This is a genomic window from Sanguibacter massiliensis (assembly GCF_900240335.1).
Classification (GTDB): Bacteria; Actinomycetota; Actinomycetes; order Actinomycetales; family Cellulomonadaceae; genus Flavimobilis; species Flavimobilis massiliensis.
On the sequence record NZ_LT964979.1, the window covers coordinates 2,112,632 to 2,133,854 of the forward strand.

The window sequence follows — 21,223 nt, forward strand, 5'->3', positions numbered from 1 at the left end:
CACCGTCAACGACGACGGCGGACGACCCTCTCGACCATGCCCCGGAGCGCCGCCGTCTCCTCGACCCGCATGAGCCGCAGCAAGCCCACGTAGACAAGCCCGATGACGAGCCCGACGACGACGCACGCGAGGACCGCCCACGGCCACGACGCCGACGCCCGCTCACCGAACAGCGAGAGCACCGCGAACCCCGCGACACCACCGACGAGCGCCGCAACACCCGCACGCACGTGCAGCCGCACGACGCGCGGCCCGTCGACGCCGTCGAGGCGCCTCGAGAGCGCCCGAGCCCGCAGCAGCACACCGACGAGGTTCGACAGCGCCATCGACGCCGCGATCCCCACGACCCAGAACCGGGGCGGCAGGACGACCGAGCCGAGCAGGGACCCGACGACGAGGGTCGCAGCGATCGGCAGCTGGATCGAGAAGATCGTGCGGCCGTCCTCGAACGCGAAGTACACCCACTTCATCGAGACCATCGCGCCGAGCGGCACGAGACCCAGGGCCATGACGCCGAGCACCTCGGCGATCGCCGCCTGGCTCGTGAGCGACATCGACGGGACGAGCACCCGCACGAGCGGCTCGCGCAGCACGACGAGCACCGCCGTCGCGACGAGCGTGAAGACACCGATCGTGCGCAGCCCGCGGGAGAGGTCCCGCCGCACGAGATCGTCGCGCCCCGCGTGCGCCGCCGCAGCCATCCCGGTGAAGAGCGCCGTCGCGACCGACACCGTGACGAGCGAGTGGGGGAGCAGGTAGATCATGAGGGCTTGCGTGTACGCGCTCGGGCCCGCGACACCGGCGACAGCCGCGGAGCCGTCGCCCGCGGCCCACGGCGCCGACGCCGCGATTCGCGTCGTCGCCGCGATCGCGACCTGGTCGACGAACGTCGCGCCGAGGGTCCACAGCGCGACCTTGCCCGCCGTGCGCAGACCTGCACCGCGCGGGTCGAAGTTCGGACGGATGCGGATCCCGGCGGAGCGCAGCGCCGGGACGAGGACCGCCACCTGCGCGAAGATCCCGAGCGTCGCGGTGCCAGCGAGGAGGAGGACCCGCGGCGACGTCCACCAGCTGACGTCGTCGAGCGCGGCACCGGGCTCGTACCAGCCATACATCGCGACGAACACACCGAAGCCGAGGATCGACACGACGTTGTTCATCGCGGGGGCCCACATGCCGGGGCCGAAGACCTTCCGCGCGTTGAGCACCTGCGAGAGGACCGCGTACATGCCGTAGAAAAACAGCTGCGGCGCGCACCACAGAGCCATGACGACGCCAAGCTCCAGCTGCGCGGCCGACCACTGGGACCCGCCGAGCGCGAGGACGATGACACCCATGCCGAGCATGACGACGGCCGTGAGGGCGAGGAGCGCGACGGCAGCCGTCGTGACGAGCTTGTCGACGGTGCGCGCGCCGTCACGCCGTGCGTACGCCTTGACGATCGCCGGGACGAGGACGACGTTGAGCATCCCACCGAGGACGACCGCATGGATCATCGACGGGATCTTGTTCGCGACGTCGAACGTGTCGGCGGCCACGCCCGTCGCGCCGATCGCCCCGACGAGGAGGATGTTGCGGACGAAGCCGAGGCCGCGCGAGGCAGCCGTGCCGGCCGCCATGACGAGGCTCGAACGACCCAGGCTGTCCCCGGACGTGGTGCTCGCGCTGCTCACGCGTCCTCCAAGGGGCGGATCGGAGCCGTCCGACGGGCCGAGCGGCCGCGCCGGATCGTGCGGACGACGCCGCCGAGGACGAGGAGCGCGAGCAGGCCGCCCATGACGCCCGTGCCGACGGTCTCCCACTCGGCCCGCACCCGCACGTCGAACGCGTAGGGCTCGGCGACGACCTCGCCGTCCGGGCCCGTGAGCCGCACGACAACCGAGACGTCGCCGGACCCGATCGCCCGGACGGGAACCTGGACGTTCTGCTCGGACCCGGGCTCGAGCGTCGCGCTCGGGACGTCGAGGACGCTGAGCCGTGGGTCGTCGGGCACGAGGGCGACACCGACCGACACGGCCACCCCGAGATCGTTGCGCACCCGGATCGGCAGGTTGCCACGGTCGGAGATGAGGTTGATGTCGCTCCCGGCGACGACCGAGATCCCGCCGAGGATCGCGGTGACCTGAGCCCGGGCATCGTCGAGGAGGCGCACGCGGTCGGTGGTTGCGGAGCCCCACGCGACCGAGAGTGCGGCGGACGTCGTCGCGACCGGGGCCGAGCCCAGCGAGGCCGGGTCCGCCGTGACGCCCGCGAACGCCCGCACCTCGGCGACGCGGTCCCAGGCGCGCGCGACGGTGGCGGTACGCAGGTTCGCGACCGGTGAGGTCGTCACCGGCAGGGGCGTGCGGTCACTGGACGGCTGGGGCGTGCCGGCGAGCGTCGAGACGGGTGCGAGGTCGATCCTGCGGTGGCTCTCCAGCGTGCCGAGCACGTGGCCGAGCGCGGTCGCGTCGGGCGTCCACGTGCGGGAGCCCGTGACGAGGAGGTGCCGCTGCGCCGCGACGGGCTCCTCGCCGACCGTCGCGATCTCTGCGAGGAGCAGCATGAGGTCGTGGTCGCGGTTCGCGGCGGCGAGGGCCGTGGGGAGATCCGGATCGAGGGGGGACGTCGCGGACCGGAAGAGCGCGTCGAGATGCGGATCGGGCACGAGCGCCGTGACGTCGCCCGATGACGTCGCCACCGCGGTGGACCCGGGCGCGGTCGTCGAGCCGACACCTTCGAGCCCGTCGTCGACGACGACGAGCCGTGGGCCGGCGGCCGCCGCCGCCGCGAGCACCTCGGTTGATGCCGTGCCCTCCGCGGGCAGCGCAAGATCCGTGCGCCACGAGGCAGCGGCGCGGCGCACGTCGTCGATGGGCGTCGCCGTCGCCGACGCGGCCGCGGTCGCTTCCGCGTCGGGCTCCTGGGGCGCCGCGACGGGAGACCGGTCGTCCGTGAGCGGTTCGACGCCAGCCGCGGCGAGCGCCGCGAGGTCGGGGTCGAAGGGGTCGGTCGCGAAGACGTCGCGGCCCGACGCGCCCGCGAGGAGCGCGCTCGCCCAGGCCACGGTTCCCGGGGTCCCGGCAGCGGCGCGCTCGACGAGCGCCGGATCGACGACCCACGAAACGCCGCGGTGCGCTGCCGTTCCCGCGACGATCGCACCGAGCCGCCCGCCCTCGGCCGTCTCGGAGTCGATGCGTGACGTCCATGCGGCCGGGTCGGTCGGATCAGGTGCAGGACCTGTCACGGGGACGACAACGGACAGCCGCACGGGCGCACCGTCCGCCGTCGGGTCCCAGACGAGGAAGCCACGGCCCTCGCCGAGGCGACCCTGCGCGTCGTCGGAGAACGTCACGACGATGCCTCGTGCGCCGCTCGTCTCCGGGTAGGGGAGGAGACGCAGGTCGGCGGCGGGGGCCGTGAACGTCACGGTGCGTGACGCGCCGGGCGCGAGCGGCTCGTCGAGATCGAGATCGAGGTCGGCGACGGGCGTCGGGTCGGCCGTCGTCACCTCGCCCGCCGCCCAGCCGCGCAGCGCCTGGCGCGACGACAGGCGGTAGCGGACGACGCCGAGGTAGGCGTGGACCTTCTCGAGGGGTGTGTCGGTCGTGTTCGTGAGGAGCGCCGAGACTGACACGGTGTCGTCAGGGCCCACGGACCGCGGGGTCACCTCCGTGACGACGACCGCCGGGACCGCCGCGGTCTCCTCGGTAACGACGCGCGGCCCCGCAGCCGTCGGCCCGGCCGTCGCCGCGGCGCTGGACGACGACGTCCCGAGGGACAGCGGGCCGAGCGCGAGCAGCGCGACGAACGTCGCGCCGAGAACCGCACGGCCGCGCATGCGAGCCCGGCCGCCCCGCGCGGGGCGACCTGTGCGACGCGCGGCCATCAGGTCGCCGCGCCGGGGACGGACCTGCCTCGCCCGAGAAGCGTGCGCACGTCGGCCGCGAGCCGGCGCTCGTTGGGATAGGAGAGCACCGAGTCGAGGTCCGCGAGCGGCACCCACGCGACGTCCTCGGCCTCGTGGTCGGGATCGCCATCGACCGTGAGGAAGCCGCCGACCGCGTCGAGCAGGAAGTGATGGACGACCTTGTGGACGCGCCGGCCCTCGCCCGAGAACCAGTAGTCGATCGCCCCGATCCGCTCGACGATCTCCCCGAGGATGCCCGTCTCCTCGTGGATCTCACGGACGGCCGCCTCCTCGGGCGTCTCCGTGCCCTCGAGGTGGCCCTTGGGCAGGCACCACTCGAGCCGGCCCGCCCGGTTGCGTCGGGCGATGACTGCGACGCTCGGTGTCCCGTTCTCGAGCCCCACGACGAGGCCGCCCGCGGACGTCTCCTCGACGACCGGAAGCTGGGAGGTCGGCTGCACGACGGCGCGGCGCACCGCCACGTGGTCGATGCGCAGCGCGTGCCCGCCGGGTGGCGCGGGGACGCCGGGACGTCCCTGGCCCTCGGCCGCGTGCTCCTCCATAACGCCACTGTAACGAAGGCCACGGGGTGGCCGGGCCACGAACCGCGGGACCGGTAGGCCGCCCGGCGCTCCATCTGGCACGCTTGGACGTCGTGGACGACGACCTTCTCACCCCGCCAGGACCCGCGACGCTCGAGCAGCTGCGGCGCCGTGCGCTGTCCGTCGTCGCCTCGCTCCCGCCGGAGGTTCTCGAGCTCGGAGACCTGTTCGCAGCGGCAGGTCACGAGCTTGCGCTCGTCGGCGGGCCCGTCCGCGACGCATTCCTCGGACGGTCGTCGAACGATCTCGACTTCACGACGTCCGCGACGCCCGACGAGACGCTCACGCTCCTCGCCCGGTGGGGCGACGCCCACTGGGACATCGGCAAGGAGTTCGGGACGATCGGCGCCCGTCGGTTCGCGCGTCTCGACCGGAGTGACGTCGTCGTCGAGGTAACGACGTACCGCAGCGACGAGTACGACCCCGAGTCCCGCAAGCCGGTCGTGACGTTCGGAGACACTCTCGAGGGTGACCTGTCGCGCCGGGACTTCACCGTCAACGCGATGGCGCTGCGGCTCCCGCAGCTCGCACTCGTCGATGTCCACGGAGGGCTCGAGGACCTCGCGTCGGGCGTCCTGCGGACGCCGATCGCACCCGAGCTGTCGTTCGACGACGACCCGCTCCGCATGATGCGGGCGGCACGCTTCGCCGCCCAGCTCGGCATGACCGTCGAACCCGCGACGTACGCGGCGATGACCGCGATGGCCGACCGGCTGACGATCGTCTCCGCCGAACGCGTCCGTGCCGAGCTCGACAAGCTCCTCGTCGCCCCGCACCCTCGCCGCGGCCTCGAGGTCCTCATGGACACGGGGCTCGCAGCGCACGTGCTCCCCGAGCTCGTGACGATGCGCGACACGGTCGACGAGCACGGCCGGCACAAGGACGTCTACCAGCACACGCTCACCGTCCTCGAGCAGGCGATCGACCTCGAGACGGGCCCCGACGGCGCCGTGCCCGGCCCCGACCTCGTTCTGCGCCTCGCGGCGCTCCTCCACGACTGCGGGAAGCCAGCGACGCGTCGCTTCGAGCCCGACGGCTCCGTGAGCTTCCACCACCACGAGGTCGTCGGCGCCAAGCTCACGACGAAGCGGCTGCGTGCGCTGCGGTACGACAAGGAGACGATCCAGCAGGTCGCCCGGCTCGTCGAGCTCCACCTGCGCTTCCACGGCTACGGCGACGGCGCGTGGACCGACTCCGCGGTCCGTCGCTACGTCACGGACGCCGGACCGCTCCTCGAACGACTCCACCGCCTGACGCGCGCCGACTGCACGACGCGCAACAAGCGCAAGGCCTCGCGGTTGCGCGCCGCCTACGACGATCTCGAGCAGCGCATCGCGACCCTTGCGGAGGCCGAGGAGATCGCCGCGATCCGTCCCGCGCTCGACGGCAGCCAGATCATGGCGACGCTCGGCGTACGGCCTGGCCCGCTCGTCGGCCGTGCCTACAAGCATCTGCTCGAGCTCCGCATGGACCGCGGCCCCATGAGCGAGGACGAGGGCCGTGAGGCCCTCCTCGCGTGGTGGGGGGAACAGCCCGAGGCCGCCGAGGCCTGACGCACGACGACCCCCGCACTACGCGGTGCGGGCGCCGTCACGCTGCCGTCCGGTGGCGTGTTGCCTGCTCAGTCGGCGAGCAGTGCGACGATGCGCGCACGCGCGGCGTCGTCGGCCGGAGCGTCGGACGATTATCCCCGGATTTTCGCCGTTGTGAGGCCGTGAACATTCCGCCACATGGAGCGAAGCAGTCCCACCGCTTCAGGGCGTCGGATGGGGAGCGCGAGCCCCTCGCAAGCCATAGACGGATGCGACGACGACGTACGTCACCGCGAGCACCGCGTAGAGAGGCCGCGAGTAGCCGTCGTCGGGAAGCGCGACCGCGGCGAGCGCCGCTGCACCCACGAGCCCCGTGTTGTAGAGGACGTCGTAGAGCGCGAACGCCCGCCCCCGAAAGTCGTCCGCCGTGTCCCGCTGGACAATCGTGTCGACCGCGATCTTCGCCCCCTGCGACGACAGCCCGAGCGCCGCCCCCGCGACGAGCATCATCGGCAACGACACGTGCACCGCAAGAGCCCCCTGCGCGAACGCGCCCAGTCCCAGGCACACGAGGATCCAGCGACGCTGACCGAGCTGCGCCCCCACCGTCGGCGAGAGGACGACGGCCGCCGCGAACCCCAGCCCCGTCGCCGCGCCGATCTGTGCGAACGCCGCAAGGCCGCCCGACGAGTCCGACGGCGGTGCGAGGTAGTTCTTCGCGAGGAGGATCCCGTAGACCATCGTCATGCCGAAGAGGAACCGGTGCAGCGACATGACGACGAGCGCCTGCCCCGGCGTACCGCGCCGCACAAGGTAGCGGGCGCCCGCGAGAAGGTCCCGTGCCATGACACCGAACGCTTCGCGCACGGGCGTCCGGTCCGGCTCCTCCGGACCCAGCCGGTCCCTCGCGAGCCGCAGCGCGAGCGCCGACGCGCCCGCCATGAGCAGCGCCGCGACGACGCCCGCCGCCGCATCCTTGACCCGCCCCGAGGGTGCGACGAGCCCGGGGAGCAGCCCGAGTCCCGCCCCCCCGCCCGCCGAAACCGCACCAAGCGTCGGCAGCAACGAGTTCGCCGTGAGCAGCAGGGGCCCGTCGACGATCCGCGGCAAGCCCGCCGACAACGCCGAGAGCAGGAAGCGGTTGATCGACAGGTTGACGAGCGCGAGCACGTAGATGCCCACGCCGAGGTCCTCACCGACCGGGGTCGCGAGCATAAGCCCGCCGATGACGAGCGAGAGCGCCGCCCGCACGAGGTTGCCGACGAGCAGCACCTGGCGGCGGCGCCACCGGTCGAGGAACACCCCGGCCCACGGGCCGACGATCGTGAACGGCGCGAGGAGCACCGCGAACGCGATCGCGACCTGGCCCGCGCTCGACGCGCGCTCGGGCGAGAAGAAGAAGAGCGTCGCGAGCCCCGCCTGGAACATGCCGTCGGCGGACTGGCTCACGACCCGGATCGTGAAGAGGCGCCGAAAGTCGCGGATCCGCAGGAGGATCCTGAGCTCGGCAAGAACGCGCACCGGTTCACGCTATCGCTCACCTGCGCGAACGGGAGAGCCCCCGCGCCGTACGGCGCGGGGGCTCTCCCGTCGGTGCTCGTCGCTGAGGGCGGTCAGCGCTCGATCTCGCCCGCGAGGAACGCCTCAAGACGGGCACGGCCGACGCCGTCCTCCATCTGCAGCGGCGGCGACTTCATGAAGTACGTCGACGCAGCGTGGATCGGGCCGCCGACGCCACGGTCCTTGGCGATCTTCGCCGCGCGGAGCGCGTCGATGATGATGCCGGCCGAGTTCGGGGAGTCCCAGACCTCGAGCTTGTACTCGAGGTTGAGGGGGACCTCTCCGAACGCGCGCCCCTCGAGGCGCACGTACGCCCACTTGCGGTCGTCGAGCCACGCGACGTAGTCCGACGGGCCGATGTGGACGTTGCGGTCCTCCTTCTTGCCGGACAGCGGGCCGTCCTCGAGGTTGGACGTCACTGCCTGCGTCTTGGAGATCTTCTTGGACTCCAGGCGCTCACGCTCGAGCATGTTCTTGAAGTCCATGTTGCCGCCGACGTTGAGCTGGTACGTCCGGTCGAGGATGACGCCGCGGTCCTCGAAGAGACGTGCGAGCACGCGGTGCGTGATGGTCGCGCCGACCTGCGACTTGATGTCGTCGCCGACGATCGGCACGCCGGCCTCCTCGAACTTCGCGGCCCACTCGGGGTCGGACGCGATGAAGACGGGGAGCGCGTTGACGAACGCGACGTTCGCGTCGATAGCGGCCTGCGCGTAGAACTTCGCAGCCTTCTCCGAGCCGACGGGGAGGTAGCAGATGAGGACGTCGACCTTGTTGTCCTTGAGCTGCTGGACGACGTCGATCGGCTCGGCGTCCGACTCCTCGATCGTCTCGGCGTAGTACTTGCCGATCCCGTCGAGGGTGTGGCCGCGCTGGACCGTCACGCCGAGCGGCGGGACGTCGGCGATCTTGATGGTGTTGTTCTCGGAGGCGAGGATCGCCTCCGAGAGGTCGAAGCCGACCTTCTTCGCGTCGACGTCGAGAGCCATGACGAACTCGATGTCCTTGACGTGGTAGTCGCCCATCTGGACGTGCATGAGGCCGGGGACCTTCTGGTCGGCCGGGGTGTCACGGTAGTAGTGGACGCCCTGGACGAGCGACGCGGCACAGTTGCCGACGCCGACGATGGCGACGCGGATGGAGGTCATCCTCGCTCCTTGATGGTCGTGCCGGGACGCGGGTCGCCCTCGGCTTCGTTCTGCGTGGTGCTGCCCGGAGCGCGTCGCGCCTCGGACCGCGGAGCACGGGCACGCCCGCGCTCGGTGTCGATGAGCTCGTCGAGCCAGGCGACCTCGTGCTCGACCTGTTCGAGGCCGTGCCGCTGAAGCTCGAGCGTGTACTCGTCGAGACGCTCGCGGGTCCGGTTCGCGCTCTCGCGCACCATCTCCAGGCGTTCGGCGAGCCGCGTGCGACGTCCCTCGAGGATGCGCAGGCGGGTCTCGGCGTCGGTCTTCCCGAAAAGGGCGAACCGTACGTCGAAGCTCTCGTCCTCCCAGGCAGCGGGGCCTGACGAGGCGAGAAGTTCCTGCAGGTGCTCCTTGCCGTGCGCGGTGAGCTCGTACACAATGCGCGAGCGGCGTCCGGAGAGCGCGTGCGGGGGAGGGGCGTCCTTGGTCTCGGTCCCGGCGATGAGCGTGCGCTGCTCGAGCGAGCGCAACGCCGGGTAGAGGGAGCCGTAGGAGAGTGCGCGGAACGATCCGAGCACCATGTTGAGCCGCTTGCGCAGCTCATACCCGTGGAGGGGAGAGTCCGCGAGGATGCCGAGGATCGCGGTCTCGAGGACCTCCGACCGTGCGCGCACCCTGCACCTCCTCCGTGGGTCGTCCCGTGACCCTGAGACTCAGGAGCACCTCGATGTATCGAGCCGATACATCGACGAGCCTAAGTCGCGATGGCCGACGCTGCAAGGCGCCGCGCGTGGCGCATGCCACGCCCCCTGTGAAGATCATGGGGAGCACGCGCGGCAGGCACGGGCAGACTCGGCGTCGGGAGGGCGGCGGACCACCACGCCTCCAGCGTCAGCGCATAGGGTGCCTACGGCCGAACCAACGAACAAGAAGGGGCCATCGTGACCGGGACGAGGAAGGCAGCGAGCGCGAGCCGCACCGCAGCACCGACGTCAGGCCGACGCCGCCTGTTCAACTACCCGCGCGCAGGACGAGGACGCATCCACCGCTGGGTGCCCTCGTGGCGCTTCGTGCTGACCTCCTTCCTCTTCGTCGGAGCCGTCGGCGTCGGCGCTCTCGTCACCGCCTACGCGCGCACCGAGATCCCCGAGGCCTCAGCGTTTGCCCTCGCCCAGACGACGACCGTCTACTACTCCGACGGCACGACGGAGATGGGCAAGTTCGTCGAGAACAACCGCGAGATCATCGGGTCCGACGAGATCCCCGACGTCGTCAAGGACGCCGTCGTCGCCGCCGAGGACCGCACCTTCTGGGACAACGCCGGGGTCGACCTCAAGGGCATGGCTCGCGCCCTGTGGATCAACGTCACGACCGGCAAGCGCCAGGGCGGCTCGACGATCACCCAGCAGTACGCCGAGCGCTACCTCGGGGACGAGACCGTCACCGACTACGTCGGCAAGCTCAAGGAAGCGCTCCTCTCCCTGAAGCTCGGCCAGGAGGCCGACAAGGAGGACATCCTCTCCGGCTACATCAACACCATCTACTTCGGGCGCGGCGCCTACGGCATCCAGACCGCCGCACAGGCCTACTTCGGCGTCGACGCCAAGGACCTCACCACCGCGCAGGCTGTCCTGCTCGCCGGCGTCATTCCGTCCCCCAGCAAGTGGGACCCCCGCGTGAGCATGGCCGACGCCGAGCGCCGCTTCGACTACGTCCGCGGCTCGATGGTGACGACCGGAGCCCTCACGCAGGCCGAGTCCGACAAGCTCAAGATGCCCGAGACCATCGAGGTCAAGCGGTCCAACACCCTCGCCGGACCCCGCGGCTACCTCCTCGACATGGTGCGGCGCGAGATCGTCGCCGCAGGCCTCACGACCGACGAGGAGATCGGCGCCGTCGGCCTGAAGATCGTCACGACGATCGACCGCAAGGACCAGGCCGCGCTCCAGGAGACCATCCAGAAGGATGGGCTCCTCGAGGGCTCGTCGAAGAACCTCCGCGCCGCGGCCGTCGCGCTCGACGCGAGCACCGGCGCGATCCGTGCCCTCTACGGCGGCGAGGACTACACGAAGGTCCAGCAGAACCGCGTCACCCAGGACCGGGCCCAGGCGGGTTCGACCTTCAAGCCGTTCACCCTCGTCGCCGCGCTCGAGGCCGGGCACACGCTCGACGACAGGTTCAACGGCAACAGCGGACGCAAGTTCGACGGCGTCAAGGAGCCGGTGCGGAACTTCGGCAACCAGAACTGGGGCAACATCACCCTGCTCCGCGCGACCGAGTTCTCCGTCAACACGCCCTTCGTCGAACTCAACCTCGAGCTCACCCCCAAGGTGACGAACGAGGTCGCCATCCGCGCCGGCATCCCGGCCGACACTCCCGACCTCAAGGATGTCCCGTCGTCCGTGCTCGGCGTCGCCGCCGTCCACCCCCTCGACATGGCCGAGGCCTACGGCACGCTCGCCTCCGGGGGCATGCACGCCAAGCCCTACATCGTCGAGTCCGTTCGACGCCTCGGCGGCGACACGGACGTCTACCGCGGCGCGCAGGCACCCGAGCGGGTCATCGAGCAGGAAGTCGTCACCGAGGCCACCTACGCGCTCACCCAGGTCGTCCAGCGTGGCTCCGGCGAGACGGCCAAGCAGCTCGGCCGCCCCGTCGCCGGCAAGACCGGCACGTCGAACGAGAACCGCTCCGCCTGGTTCGTCGGCTACACGCCCCAGGTCGTCACCGCCGTCGCCCTCTACCAGAGCGGCGAGAACGGTAGCCAGGAGACGATCACGCCCTTCCGCGGCTACCGCGAGATCACCGGCGGCAGCGCCCCCCTCGACATCTGGACCTCGTTCATGACGAAGGCCATGGACGGCGTCCCCGTCGTCGACTTCCCGGCGCGAGCCGTCCCCGAGCGCCCGACGACGACACCCTCCGAGACGCCGAGCGAGGAGCCGTCCGAGACCCCCACCGAGGAGACCACGACCCCGACGTCGGCCACCGTCCCCGGCGGGCTCGTCGGAGTCCAGGAGAAGACCGCACGCAAGCGTCTCTCGCGTGCGGGGCTCGAGGCCGTCGTCGTCTACCGCGAGGACGCCAACGTCCCCAAGGGGCTCGTCATCTCGACCCAGCCCGGCGAAGGGACCGAGGTGCCGCCCGGTTCGAGCATCACCATCGTCGTCTCGTCGGGACCTCCGCCCGAGCCCGAGCCGACCGACGAGCCGACGGACGCCCCCACGACCGAGCCGGCCCCGCCGGCGACGCCCACGCCGGACCCGACCNCGGCGACGCCGCCGCGACCACGACGCCGAGGACGGCGCCTGCGCCCAGCCCCCACCGCAGCGTGCGGCGGAGGACCGTCCGGACCTGAGCAGTGTCGCCCGCGCCGAGCCCGTGCCCGACGAGAGCCTGCGCCGCGATCGCGAGCGCGTCGAGCGCGAAGGCCGTGAGGCCCCACACGCTGTTGACGACCTGGTGGGAGGCGAGCGTCACCGCGCCCAGGCCCGTCGCGACCCACACCGTGAGGAGGATCGCGAGCCGCAGCGACAGGGTCCGCACGACGAGGGGGAGACCTTCGCGCGCCGACGCCCAGATCCCGCCGCGCTGCGGACGCAGGCTCACCCGTTCGCGCCGTGCGAAGCGGACGACGACGATGCCGAGCACGACCGCCATCGCGAGCTGCGCGACCGCCGTGCCCGCGCCGGAACCTGCGATACCGAGGCCGAGCCCCCACACGAGCGTGACGCTGAGGACCGTGTTGAGCGCCGCGCCGCCGACTGCGACGTAGAGCGGCGTGCGCGTGTCGAGCATGCCGCGCAGCACACCCGTCGACGCGAGGGCGACGAGCATGCCCGGCAGACCGGGAACCGACCAGCGCAGGTAGTCGGCGGCGTGGCGGGCGACGTCCGCGTCCGCGCCGAGGAGCCCGACGACGTGCGACGCCGCGAGGCCGAGCCCGACCGCGAGGGCGACGCCGAGCGCGAGCGCGAGCCACAGACCGTCGATGCCTGCCTGGAGCGCCTCGGCGCGATGCCCCGCGCCCGCACGTCGGGAGACGGCGGCGGTCGTTGCGTACGCGAGGAAGACGCACAGGCCGACGACGGTCATGAGGATCGTGCTCGCGAGGGAGAGCCCTGCGAGCTCGGCGGTGCCGAGGTGGCCGACGACGGCGGAGTCGATGAGGACGAAGAGGGGCTCGGCGACGAGCGCTCCCAGGGCGGGGACGGCGAGCGCGAGGATCGACCTGTCCAGCGCGTTATCACGTGCTCGTTCAGCTGGTGGACGCATGGCGGACAACTTTCTGTCCACAGGCGTGAACAACGGGATCTTGCGGATCTCGAGGGTGTGTGACAACGCGCTCCCATGTTATCCCCCGAACCATCCACAGGCTGTGGGTTGCCTGACGGGCGGTTTCCACACCCGTGGAGCCGCCTGTGGATAAGTCGGTGCACGACGACGTTGGCCCCCAGCCCGGACCCGCCGTAGGGTGCGGGTGTCCCGGGCCCGAGGCCCGGACACCCCCGAGCCAGGATGTCCGACGCTCGAGGGACGATGCGGTGGAGCGACCACCCGGTCGCACGAGAGGCAGGGCCCATGTCGGCGGAGCACAGCGAGGACTACGGCAGCCCCGAGGGGCGCACCTTCGACCGCACGCCGCCCCAGGACGTCGCCGCCGAGCAGTCCGTCCTCGGCGGCATGCTCATCTCGAAGGACGCCATCGCGGACGTCGTCGAGGAGCTCAAGGGCAACGACTTCTACCGCCCCGCGCACGAGCTCATCTACGACGCGATCATGGACCTCTACGGGCGCGGCGAGCCCGCCGACGCCATCACGGTCCTCGCGGAACTCACCAAGCGCGGCGAGGTCGGCCGCATCGGCGGCGCCCCCTACATCCACGAGCTCATCGCGATGGTCCCCACCGCCGCGAACGCCGGCTACTACGCGCGCATCGTGCGCGAGCGCGCGATCCTCCGACGCCTCGTCGAAGCCGGGACCCGCATCGTCCAGCTCGGCTACGCCGCCGACGGCGGCGACGTCGACGAGATCGTCAACAACGCCCAGGCCGAGGTCTACGCAGTCACCGAGACCCGCGCGACCGAGGACTACGTCATCCTCGGCGAGGTCCTCGGCTCGACCGTCGACGAGATCGAGGCCGCCGGAAGCCGCGGCGAGGGCATGGTCGGCGTGCCCACCGGATTCGCGGACCTCGACAAGCTGACGAACGGCCTGCACCCAGGTCAGATGATCGTCATCGCCGCGCGTCCGGCCATCGGGAAGGCGCTCGCGCTCGACACGCGCCTCGTCACCCCGACGGGCTGGACGACGATGGGCGAGGTCCAGCCCGGCGATCAGCTCGTCGCTGCCGACGGCACGCCGACGACCGTCGTCCGTGCGACCGAGATCCTCACGGACCGCACCTGCTACGAGGTCGTCTTCGACGACGGCACGACCGTCATCGCCGACGCCCAGCACGAGTGGGCCACCCAGACGCGCGCCGAGCGCCGTCGCGGCGACGTCCGCGGCAGCATCAGGACGACCGAGCAGATCGCCGCCACCGTCCGCTGCGAGACCGCCGACGCCCGCTTCAACCACTCCGTCGCGACGGCCTGGGAGCTCGAGCTGCCCGAGGTCGAGCTGCCGCTGCACCCGTACGCCCTCGGCGTCTGGCTCGGCGACGGCCACTCCGACTCGGCGCGCTTCACCTCGATCGACCCCGAGATCGCGATGCGGATCGAGGGCCTCGGTTACGTCGCCGAGGTACGCGCGTCAGGCTCGACGAGCGAGGCGAAGATCTACACGCTCCAGCTGCCGCCCGAACCTGAGGTGCTCGAGCGGACGTGCGCCGTCTGCGGGGCAGGCTTCGTGCCGCGCACGAGCCAGGTTCGCACCTGCGGACGCGTCTGTGGTGGCAAGGCTCCGACGGTCTCGGCGCCCCTCCCCGAGCCGACGTGCCCGGACTGCGGGGAACCCGCGACCTCCGGCCTGCGCCGCTGCCAGGCCTGCCGCGAGGACCACGGCAGCGTCGCCGCGATCCTCCGGAACCTCGGCGTGCTCGGTGACAAGCACATTCCCGAGCAGTACCTCCGTGCGGCCGTCGGGCAGCGCCGAGCGCTCCTGGCCGGGCTCCTCGACACGGACGGCACGGTCAACCCGACGGGCAGTCCCCAGTTCACCGTGACGAACCGGCGGCTGGCTCTCGGGTTCCGCGAGCTGGTCCACTCGCTCGGATACCGCAGCGGGCTCTCGACCCGCCGCGTCGCCGGTCGGACGGACGCGTCGTCGACTGCCTACACGATCACCTTCACGACGGATGCCGAGGTCTTCTGGCTCGAGCGGAAGAACCTTGTTCACAAGGAGCGACGTCGGACCTCGACGCCGCGGCTCTACTCGCGGTTCATCACGGACGTCCGCGAGGTTCCGTCGGTTCCGGTGCGCTGCGTCGAGATCGATCACCCGTCGCACCTCTACCTCGCGACCGACGCGATGATCCCCACGCACAACTCGACACTCGCCATCGATTTCGTGCGTGCCGCCGCGATCAAGAACAACCAGGCCGCCGTCGTCTTCAGTCTCGAGATGAGCAAGACCGAGATCACCATGCGACTCCTCTCCGCCGAGGCGCGCGTGCACCTGCAGAAGCTCCGCAACGGCTCGATGAGCGACGACGACTGGCAGAAGCTCGCCGGCACCATGGGCCGCATCTCCGAGGCCCCGCTCTTCATCGACGACTCCCCGAACATGTCGCTCATGGAGATCCGCGCCAAGTGCCGCCGCCTCAAGCAGCGCCACGACCTCAAGCTCGTCGTCATCGACTACCTCCAGCTCATGACGTCCGGCAAGCGCGTCGAGTCCCGTCAGCAAGAGGTCTCCGAGTTCTCCCGTGCGCTCAAGCTCCTCGCGAAGGAACTCGAGGTTCCTGTCATCGCGCTCTCCCAGCTCAACCGTGGCCCCGAGCAGCGCACCGACAAGAAGCCCGCGATGAGCGACCTGAGAGAGTCCGGCTCGATCGAGCAGGACGCCGACATGGTGATCCTCCTGCACCGTGAGGACGCCTACGAGAAGGAGTCGCCACGCGCGGGCGAGGCCGACCTCATTGTCGCCAAGCACCGTAACGGCCCCACCGACACCATCACCGTCGCGTTCCAGGGCCACTACTCGCGCTTCGTGGATATGCAGGCATGAGCGGGCGCACGGGCTACGCCCTCGTCCCCGCGTCGTACGTCTTCCTGCGCCGCGGCGACGAGGTGCTGCTCCAGCACCGCACCGGAACCGGCTACATGGACGGGCACTGGGCCGCGGGTGCGGCCGGGCACGTCGAGCCGGGGGAGACCGCGGCGCAGGCCGCGGTGCGCGAGGTCGCCGAGGAGCTCGGCGTCCGCGTCGACGTCGCTGACCTGACGCTCCTCACCGTCCTGCAGCGCACCGACGGCTCCGACGCGCCCATTGAGCAGCGCGTCGAGTGGTTCTGGAGCGTCGAGGTGTGGCAGGGCACGCCGCGCATCATGGAGCCCCGCAAGTGCGGCGGGCTCGAGTGGTGCGACCTCGCCGCGCTGCCCACGCCCGTCGTGCCCCACGAGCGCTTCGTGCTCGACGGGGTGCGCACCGGGACGCTCGCGGCCGCGAGCTCGTTCGGGTACTCGTCCCAGGCCTGAGCCGGGAGCGGCCCGGTCGCAGTCCTGCCGGCGGATGCGTCACGCGTCGTCCCGCGTCGTCCCGCCGCGCCTCGCGTGAGCTCGCGCCACCTCAATGTTCCGATAGCCGATCCGTGCGTCTGAAGCGTACGGATCGGCTATCAGCTATCGGTGCCAGCACCGTCAGGCTCCGCACGGTGCGCTCGATAGCGGATCGTCACAGGTAGGTCGTACGGATCGGCTATCCGGGAAGGCTCGGGGCTTACCGGGACCGACGGATAGCGGATCCGGACATGCGAGGTGGCCGGATCGGCTATCGGAACACAGAGGGCTGGCGGGGAGGGGGCAGGCGGTCAGGGGGTCGCGTAGAGCTCCGTCACCGTGTGGACGAGCTCGTCGAGGCCCGCGGGACGTGCGTCGCGCAGCCACACGAGGCGCACCGCGATGCGCGGGCCGTCCTTGATCGGGCGGTACGTGACGCCCGGGCGCGGATGGTGGTCGGCCGTCGCCTGCGCCGTCGTCCCGACGCCGCGACCCGCCGCGATCGCGTCGAGCCACGAGTCGACATCCGTCGACTCGACGAACGTCGGGAGCGTCGCCGCGCCCTGCCACAGGTCCGGGCCCGTCGTGCCCGTGCGCGGATCGATGACGACGGTCCGCCCCGCGATCCCCGCCATCGTCACCTGACGACGACGCGCCCACAGGACGTCGTCCGACGCGAACGCCACGAGCCGACGCTCGAGCCCGACGACGAACGAGCCGTACCGACGGTCGTCGACCGGACGACGCACGATCGCGACATCGCAGCGACCCTCCGCGAGACCCGACGTCGGCGAGTTGAACCGCACGAGCTCGAGCCCCACCTCCGGGTGCTCGCGCGCCCAGCGTCGCTGAAGCGGCGCCGTGTGCCGACCGAGCGCCGACCACGCGTAACCGAGACGCACGAGACCGTGCCGCGACCGCACGACCTCGCTGAACCGACTCGCCTCCGCGAGCACCCGACGCGCGTGCGGCAGCAGCTGGAGGCCGAACGCCGTGGGCTCGCAGCCGCGCGGCACGCGGCGCAGGAGATGGTCGCCGAGCGCTCGCTCGAGCGCCGCGACCGTGCGCGACACCGACGCCTGCGAGACGTGCAGCAGCAGGGCCGCGTCCGTGAACGATCCGGTGTCGACCGCGGCGACGAACACCTCGAGCTCCCGCACCGTCCAGTCCATGCATCAAGGCTATGGCAGGTATGCATCCTGCACTAGGAGATGGGACGCGACGCGCCTACCGTCGGCGGCATGAGCCTCCTCGCGGCGCGCACCACCCCGCCCGCACCCAGCCCGACGATCCCGGCACACCCCGCTGGCACGGGCCGGCCCACCCCCAAGAATCCGGGCAGATGGTTACCGGGAGCANGGACGGTGGGACGGGGGAGGCCTACATCCAGCGGTTGCGGCGGAAGAGGATCCACAGACCCACGCCCAGCGCCAGCATGAGGCCCAGCGCCATCGGGTACCCGAACGACCAGTGGAGCTCCGGCATGTCGTCGAAGTTCATGCCGTAGATCGCGCCGACGAGCGTCGGCGCGAAGAGGATCGCTGCCCACCCCGAGATCTTCTTCATGTTCTCGTTCTGCCGCTGGTTGACGAGCGTCGCGTTGACGTTGAGGATCTGCGCGAGCGCGTCCCGCAGCTCCGCGACCGCGCTCGTCACCCGCGTGAGGTGGTCCGCGACGTCCTGGAGGTACGCGCGCAGCTCGAGATGGATCTTGTGCTCGTCGAACCCCGCACGCAACGCCTCGACGACAGCGACGAGCGGCACCGCCGCGTGCTGAAGGTCGATGATTTCGCGCGACAGCCGGTAGATGCGCTCCGCCGCCGCCTCGTCACCGTCGAACACCTGCCGCTCGATCTCCTCGCGGTCCACCTCGAGGTCCGCGACGACGTGCGCGTACCCGTCGACTGCGACGTCAAGGAACGAGTGGACGACGGCCTCCGGGCCGAGCCGCAGCACCGCCGGGTCACGCGCGATCCGGTGGACGTCGCCCACCGTCTCGCCGCTGCGCGCCTGGCACACGATGACGACGACGTTCCCGCGCACGAGCAGGTGGAACTCCGTCACCTGCACGTCCTCCGTCGGATCGTCGTACGACGCGAGCCGCGCGACGACGAAGAGCACGTCGCCGTACCGCTCGAGCTTGGGCCGCTGCCCTGCCTTGAGGAGGTCCTCGACGAGGAGCGGGTGCAGGTCCCACCGGCTGCCGAGGTGCGCGACCTGCTCGACCGTGGGGACGTCGTAGCCGAGGATGACGAGCCCGTCCGGCTCGGCCTCCGCGAACGCGAGCGCGGCGTCCGCGGCGTCGTCGGATGCGTCGGCGCCGACGGTCTGCGACTCGAGGACCTCACCGTCCCGCAGCCGCGTCACCCGCAGGGTCGCCGGCACCGCGACGTCGTCAGCCCGTTCGCGCCGAGCGACGAGATCGAGGAGGCGACGCGGGCGATCGCGGCGGGCGGGGCTCGAGGACATGCACACTCCTAGGACGACGACGCTCCGAGCGTAACGACGCGCGGCGCCGCCGGCGCACGCGCCCCGTCCGGGGAGATGAGCCGGCGCCGGAGCGTGCGGTGGTGCGACGAGCCCGGAAGGAGGAAGCGGGTGGGACCTTGGTCCCGGGGGGATTTCTCACGGCGGGGTACAAACGGGTTATGACGACGAGCAGATCGGCGGTGGCGCGGGCGCTCGCGGCCGAGAGCCGCGTCGAGCTGCTCCACCTCCTCCAGGCCGACGGCCCCCTGCACATCGACGCCCTCGTCGCGCGGACCGGCCTCCACGCCAACACGGTCCGCGAGCACCTTGCCGTGCTCGTCGACGTCGGCCTCGTCCGGCGCGCTCCCGAGGTGCGCACTGTCCGTGGCCGCCCCCGCATGATCTACCGCGTGACGACCGCCGACGACCTCGCCGCCGACCCCGAGGCGCAGCAGCGTCTCGAGGCCGACATCGCGCAGGCACGTCGGGCCGCCGCACTCCTCGCCGACGCCTCGCAGGCCGACAGCGCGACCGGGCAGACTCCCGCGCCGGTCGAGTCGGAACGGGACGTCCTCGCGCTCGAGGCCCACCTCGACCGCATCGGCTTCGACCCGGTCTACGCGCCGGGCGACCTCACGTTCCACCTCTTCCGCTGCCCGTTCCTCGAGCTTGCCCGCGCCCGGCAGGACGTCGTGTGCCGCCTTCACACCGAGCTGGCGCAGTCCGTGCTCGAGCAGGCCGAGGGCGACCACGACGTCAAACGGCTCGAGCCGTTCGTCGGCGAGGAGCACTGCACGCTGAGCCTGCGCCGCCGCATCGCCTGACCGCGTCCAGCCGCACCAGGCGGGACGAGTTTCGCGTCAGGGGTGGCTCGGCCCGGGCCGTGCCGCTACGGTCGATTAAGCACGGCGTCGACGACGACATGCGCACACCCTTCCCGGGCATGCTCGCCTCGACGGCACCACCCGCCGTACTCGGACCGCACCCTGGGAGTGCAGATGGCGACGACAGCAGGACCCGACCTCGCCCGCGACCTGTCCAACTGGAACCCTGAGGACGAGCGCACCTGGGACAAGGGGCTCGCGTGGCGGACCCTGTGGGTGACGACGTACAACCTCACCCTCGCGTTTATGGTGTGGTACCTCGTCTCGGCGATCGCACCGCGCCTCAACAGCGTCGGTTTCGACCTCGACCCCGGCCAGCTCTACTGGCTCGCCGCGATCCCCGGCCTCGCCGGCGGCGCCATGCGGCTCATCTTCATGTTCCTGCCACCGATCGTCGGGACGCGCACCCTCGTGGGCGGCGCGACCACGCTCCTCCTGCTCCCCGTGCTCGGGTGGACGTTCGCGGTCCGTGACTCCTCGACGACGTACGAGACGCTCCTCGTCCTCTCGTTCATGACGGGCATCGGCGGCGGCGCGTTCGCCGGGTTCATGCCGTCGACGAGCTACTTCTTCCCCAAGAAGATGTCCGGCACCGCGCTCGGCCTCCAGGCCGGCATCGGGAACTTCGGCGTGAGCCTCGTCCAGCTGCTCGCACCGTGGGTCGTCGGCTTCGGCCTCTTCGGCACCGCCGTCCTCACGCCGCAGTCGACGACAGACGGCGGTGACTTGTGGCTCCACAACGTCGCGCTTGTCGTCGTGCCATGGATCGTCCTCGGTATCGTGCTCGCGGCCGTCGTGCTCAAGCGCGTGCCGATCCGCGCGAGCTTCCGCGACCAGCTCGACATCTTCGGCGTCAAGCAGACGTGGGTGATGACCGCGATCTACCTCATGACGTTCGGCGCGTTCTCCGGCTTCGCCGCGCAGCTCGGCCTCATCACGCTCGCCGAGTTCGGCAGCTTCGAGAACGCCCCCGACCCGCTGAAGTTCGCGTTCATCGGCCCGCTGCTCGGCTCGGCGACGCGCGCCGCCTGGGGGCCGCTGTGCGACCGGTTCGGCGGCGCGATCTGGACGTTCGTCGCGGGCATCGGCATGACGATCTCGACGGTGTTCACGGTCTTCTTCCTCAGCCCCACCGACGTCTCGCAGTTCACGTGGTTCCTCACGGGCATGCTCGCGATCTTCACGTTCGCGGGCATCGGCAACGCGGGCACGTTCAAGCAGATGCCGATGATCTTCGACAAGCGTCGCGCAGGTGGCGTCATCGGCTTCACGTCCGCGATCGCGGCGTTCGGGCCGTTCGTCGTCGGCATGGGCCTGTCCTTCGTCTCGCCGCGCTCGTTCTTCATCGGCGCCGCCGTCTTCTTCGCCTTCTGCACGTGGCTCACGTGGACGAACTACGTGCGCCCCTGCGCACCCCACCCGAGCTGACCTCTCGGGCGTCGTCCCCGCCGGGGACGACGCCCGACCTGCACGACGTCCACCCGACCCGGCGCCACCGC

The 21,223-nt window shown here is 71.2% G+C and carries 13 protein-coding genes and 2 pseudogenes; 6 read left to right on the top strand and 9 right to left on the bottom strand.

The genetic code is table 11. The features are described from left to right. Positions 1 to 5: 5 nt before the first annotated feature. Genes murJ through C1729_RS09860 form a run of 3 tightly spaced genes read right to left on the bottom strand, consistent with a single transcriptional unit; the run spans position 6 to position 4,452 of the window. Positions 6 to 1,673, bottom strand: a complete 1,668-nt coding sequence (gene murJ, locus C1729_RS09850; RefSeq protein WP_102509782.1) for a murein biosynthesis integral membrane protein MurJ — start codon at positions 1,671 to 1,673, stop codon at positions 6 to 8. Continuing rightward, positions 1,670 to 3,868 (bottom strand): DUF6049 family protein, encoded by a 2,199-nt coding sequence (locus C1729_RS09855; RefSeq protein WP_129590723.1) that lies wholly within the window; start codon positions 3,866 to 3,868, stop codon positions 1,670 to 1,672. Before C1729_RS09855 ends, murJ begins: the two co-directional genes overlap by 4 nt. After that, positions 3,868 to 4,452 (bottom strand): NUDIX hydrolase, encoded by a 585-nt coding sequence (locus tag C1729_RS09860; protein ID WP_102509784.1) that lies wholly within the window; start codon positions 4,450 to 4,452, stop codon positions 3,868 to 3,870. The genes C1729_RS09855 and C1729_RS09860 overlap by 1 nt, the downstream gene beginning before the upstream one ends. 92 nt (positions 4,453 to 4,544) lie before the next feature. Between C1729_RS09860 and C1729_RS09865 the strand changes: the two genes are divergently transcribed. After that, positions 4,545 to 6,044, top strand: a complete 1,500-nt coding sequence (locus tag C1729_RS09865; RefSeq protein ID WP_207204599.1) for a CCA tRNA nucleotidyltransferase — start codon at positions 4,545 to 4,547, stop codon at positions 6,042 to 6,044. Between the two features lie 201 nt (positions 6,045 to 6,245). On the opposite strand, the gene C1729_RS09870 is transcribed toward C1729_RS09865, so the two are convergent. From C1729_RS09870 to C1729_RS09880, 3 genes are all read right to left on the bottom strand, one after another. Then, on the bottom strand, positions 6,246 to 7,544 hold the full coding sequence (locus tag C1729_RS09870) for an MFS transporter (protein WP_102509786.1): 1,299 nt from the start codon (positions 7,542 to 7,544) through the stop codon (positions 6,246 to 6,248). Positions 7,545 to 7,636: 92 nt separating this feature from the next. Further along, positions 7,637 to 8,731 (bottom strand): inositol-3-phosphate synthase, encoded by a 1,095-nt coding sequence (locus C1729_RS09875; protein ID WP_102509787.1) that lies wholly within the window; start codon positions 8,729 to 8,731, stop codon positions 7,637 to 7,639. After that, on the bottom strand, positions 8,728 to 9,384 hold the full coding sequence (locus C1729_RS09880; protein WP_102509788.1) for a PadR family transcriptional regulator: 657 nt from the start codon (positions 9,382 to 9,384) through the stop codon (positions 8,728 to 8,730). The genes C1729_RS09875 and C1729_RS09880 overlap by 4 nt, the downstream gene beginning before the upstream one ends. Before the next feature lie 537 nt (positions 9,385 to 9,921). On the opposite strand from C1729_RS09880, the pseudogene C1729_RS09885 reads away from it, so the two are divergent. Further along, positions 9,922 to 11,826: pseudogene (locus tag C1729_RS09885) on the top strand (penicillin-binding protein); the annotation flags it as partial. A 160-nt stretch (positions 11,827 to 11,986) separates the two neighbouring features. Here the strand turns inward: C1729_RS09885 and C1729_RS15070 are convergent. Next, positions 11,987 to 12,985 (bottom strand): annotated as a pseudogene (locus C1729_RS15070) (MATE family efflux transporter); the annotation flags it as partial. Positions 12,986 to 13,291: 306 nt separating this feature from the next. On the opposite strand from C1729_RS15070, the gene dnaB reads away from it, so the two are divergent. Further along, positions 13,292 to 15,880, top strand: coding sequence for a replicative DNA helicase (dnaB, locus tag C1729_RS09895; RefSeq protein WP_102509791.1), 2,589 nt, complete (start codon positions 13,292 to 13,294; stop codon positions 15,878 to 15,880). After that, positions 15,877 to 16,350, top strand: a complete 474-nt coding sequence (locus C1729_RS09900) for an NUDIX hydrolase (protein ID WP_102509792.1) — start codon at positions 15,877 to 15,879, stop codon at positions 16,348 to 16,350. The genes dnaB and C1729_RS09900 overlap by 4 nt, the downstream gene beginning before the upstream one ends. Before the next feature lie 332 nt (positions 16,351 to 16,682). Here C1729_RS09900 and C1729_RS09905 read toward each other — a convergent pair whose 3' ends face one another. Further along, positions 16,683 to 17,543 carry a LysR family transcriptional regulator gene (locus tag C1729_RS09905; RefSeq protein ID WP_102509793.1) on the bottom strand — a complete coding sequence of 287 codons (861 nt, stop codon included), beginning with the start codon at positions 17,541 to 17,543 and terminating at the stop codon, positions 16,683 to 16,685. A gap of 208 nt (positions 17,544 to 17,751) precedes the next feature. Then, on the bottom strand, positions 17,752 to 18,840 hold the full coding sequence (locus C1729_RS09910; protein WP_102509794.1) for a magnesium and cobalt transport protein CorA: 1,089 nt from the start codon (positions 18,838 to 18,840) through the stop codon (positions 17,752 to 17,754). Between the two features lie 179 nt (positions 18,841 to 19,019). On the opposite strand from C1729_RS09910, the gene C1729_RS09915 reads away from it, so the two are divergent. Further along, the gene (locus C1729_RS09915; RefSeq protein ID WP_102509795.1) at positions 19,020 to 19,664 is read left to right on the top strand and encodes a helix-turn-helix transcriptional regulator; all 645 of its coding nucleotides are present in this window, start codon (positions 19,020 to 19,022) and stop codon (positions 19,662 to 19,664) included. Between the two features lie 174 nt (positions 19,665 to 19,838). Then, positions 19,839 to 21,152: an MFS transporter gene (locus tag C1729_RS09920; RefSeq protein ID WP_102509796.1), complete on the top strand. Its 1,314-nt coding sequence runs from the start codon at positions 19,839 to 19,841 to the stop codon at positions 21,150 to 21,152. Positions 21,153 to 21,223 lie beyond the last annotated feature (71 nt).

Excerpts from the sequence above, each read along its gene's own strand:
- C1729_RS09855 (WP_129590723.1), bottom strand. The coding sequence starts at position 3,868 with ATGGCCGCGCGTCGCACAGGTCGCCCCGCGCGGGGCGGCCGGGCTCGC.
- C1729_RS09900 (WP_102509792.1), top strand. The coding sequence starts at position 15,877 with ATGAGCGGGCGCACGGGCTACGCCCTCGTCCCCGCGTCGTACGTCTTC.
- dnaB (WP_102509791.1), top strand. The coding sequence starts at position 13,292 with ATGTCGGCGGAGCACAGCGAGGACTACGGCAGCCCCGAGGGGCGCACC.
- C1729_RS09920 (WP_102509796.1), top strand. The coding sequence starts at position 19,839 with ATGGCGACGACAGCAGGACCCGACCTCGCCCGCGACCTGTCCAACTGG.
- C1729_RS09860 (WP_102509784.1), bottom strand. The coding sequence starts at position 4,452 with ATGGAGGAGCACGCGGCCGAGGGCCAGGGACGTCCCGGCGTCCCCGCG.
- C1729_RS09905 (WP_102509793.1), bottom strand. The coding sequence starts at position 17,543 with ATGGACTGGACGGTGCGGGAGCTCGAGGTGTTCGTCGCCGCGGTCGAC.
- C1729_RS09875 (WP_102509787.1), bottom strand. The coding sequence starts at position 8,731 with ATGACCTCCATCCGCGTCGCCATCGTCGGCGTCGGCAACTGTGCCGCG.
- C1729_RS09915 (WP_102509795.1), top strand. The coding sequence starts at position 19,020 with ATGACGACGAGCAGATCGGCGGTGGCGCGGGCGCTCGCGGCCGAGAGC.
- C1729_RS09910 (WP_102509794.1), bottom strand. The coding sequence starts at position 18,840 with ATGTCCTCGAGCCCCGCCCGCCGCGATCGCCCGCGTCGCCTCCTCGAT.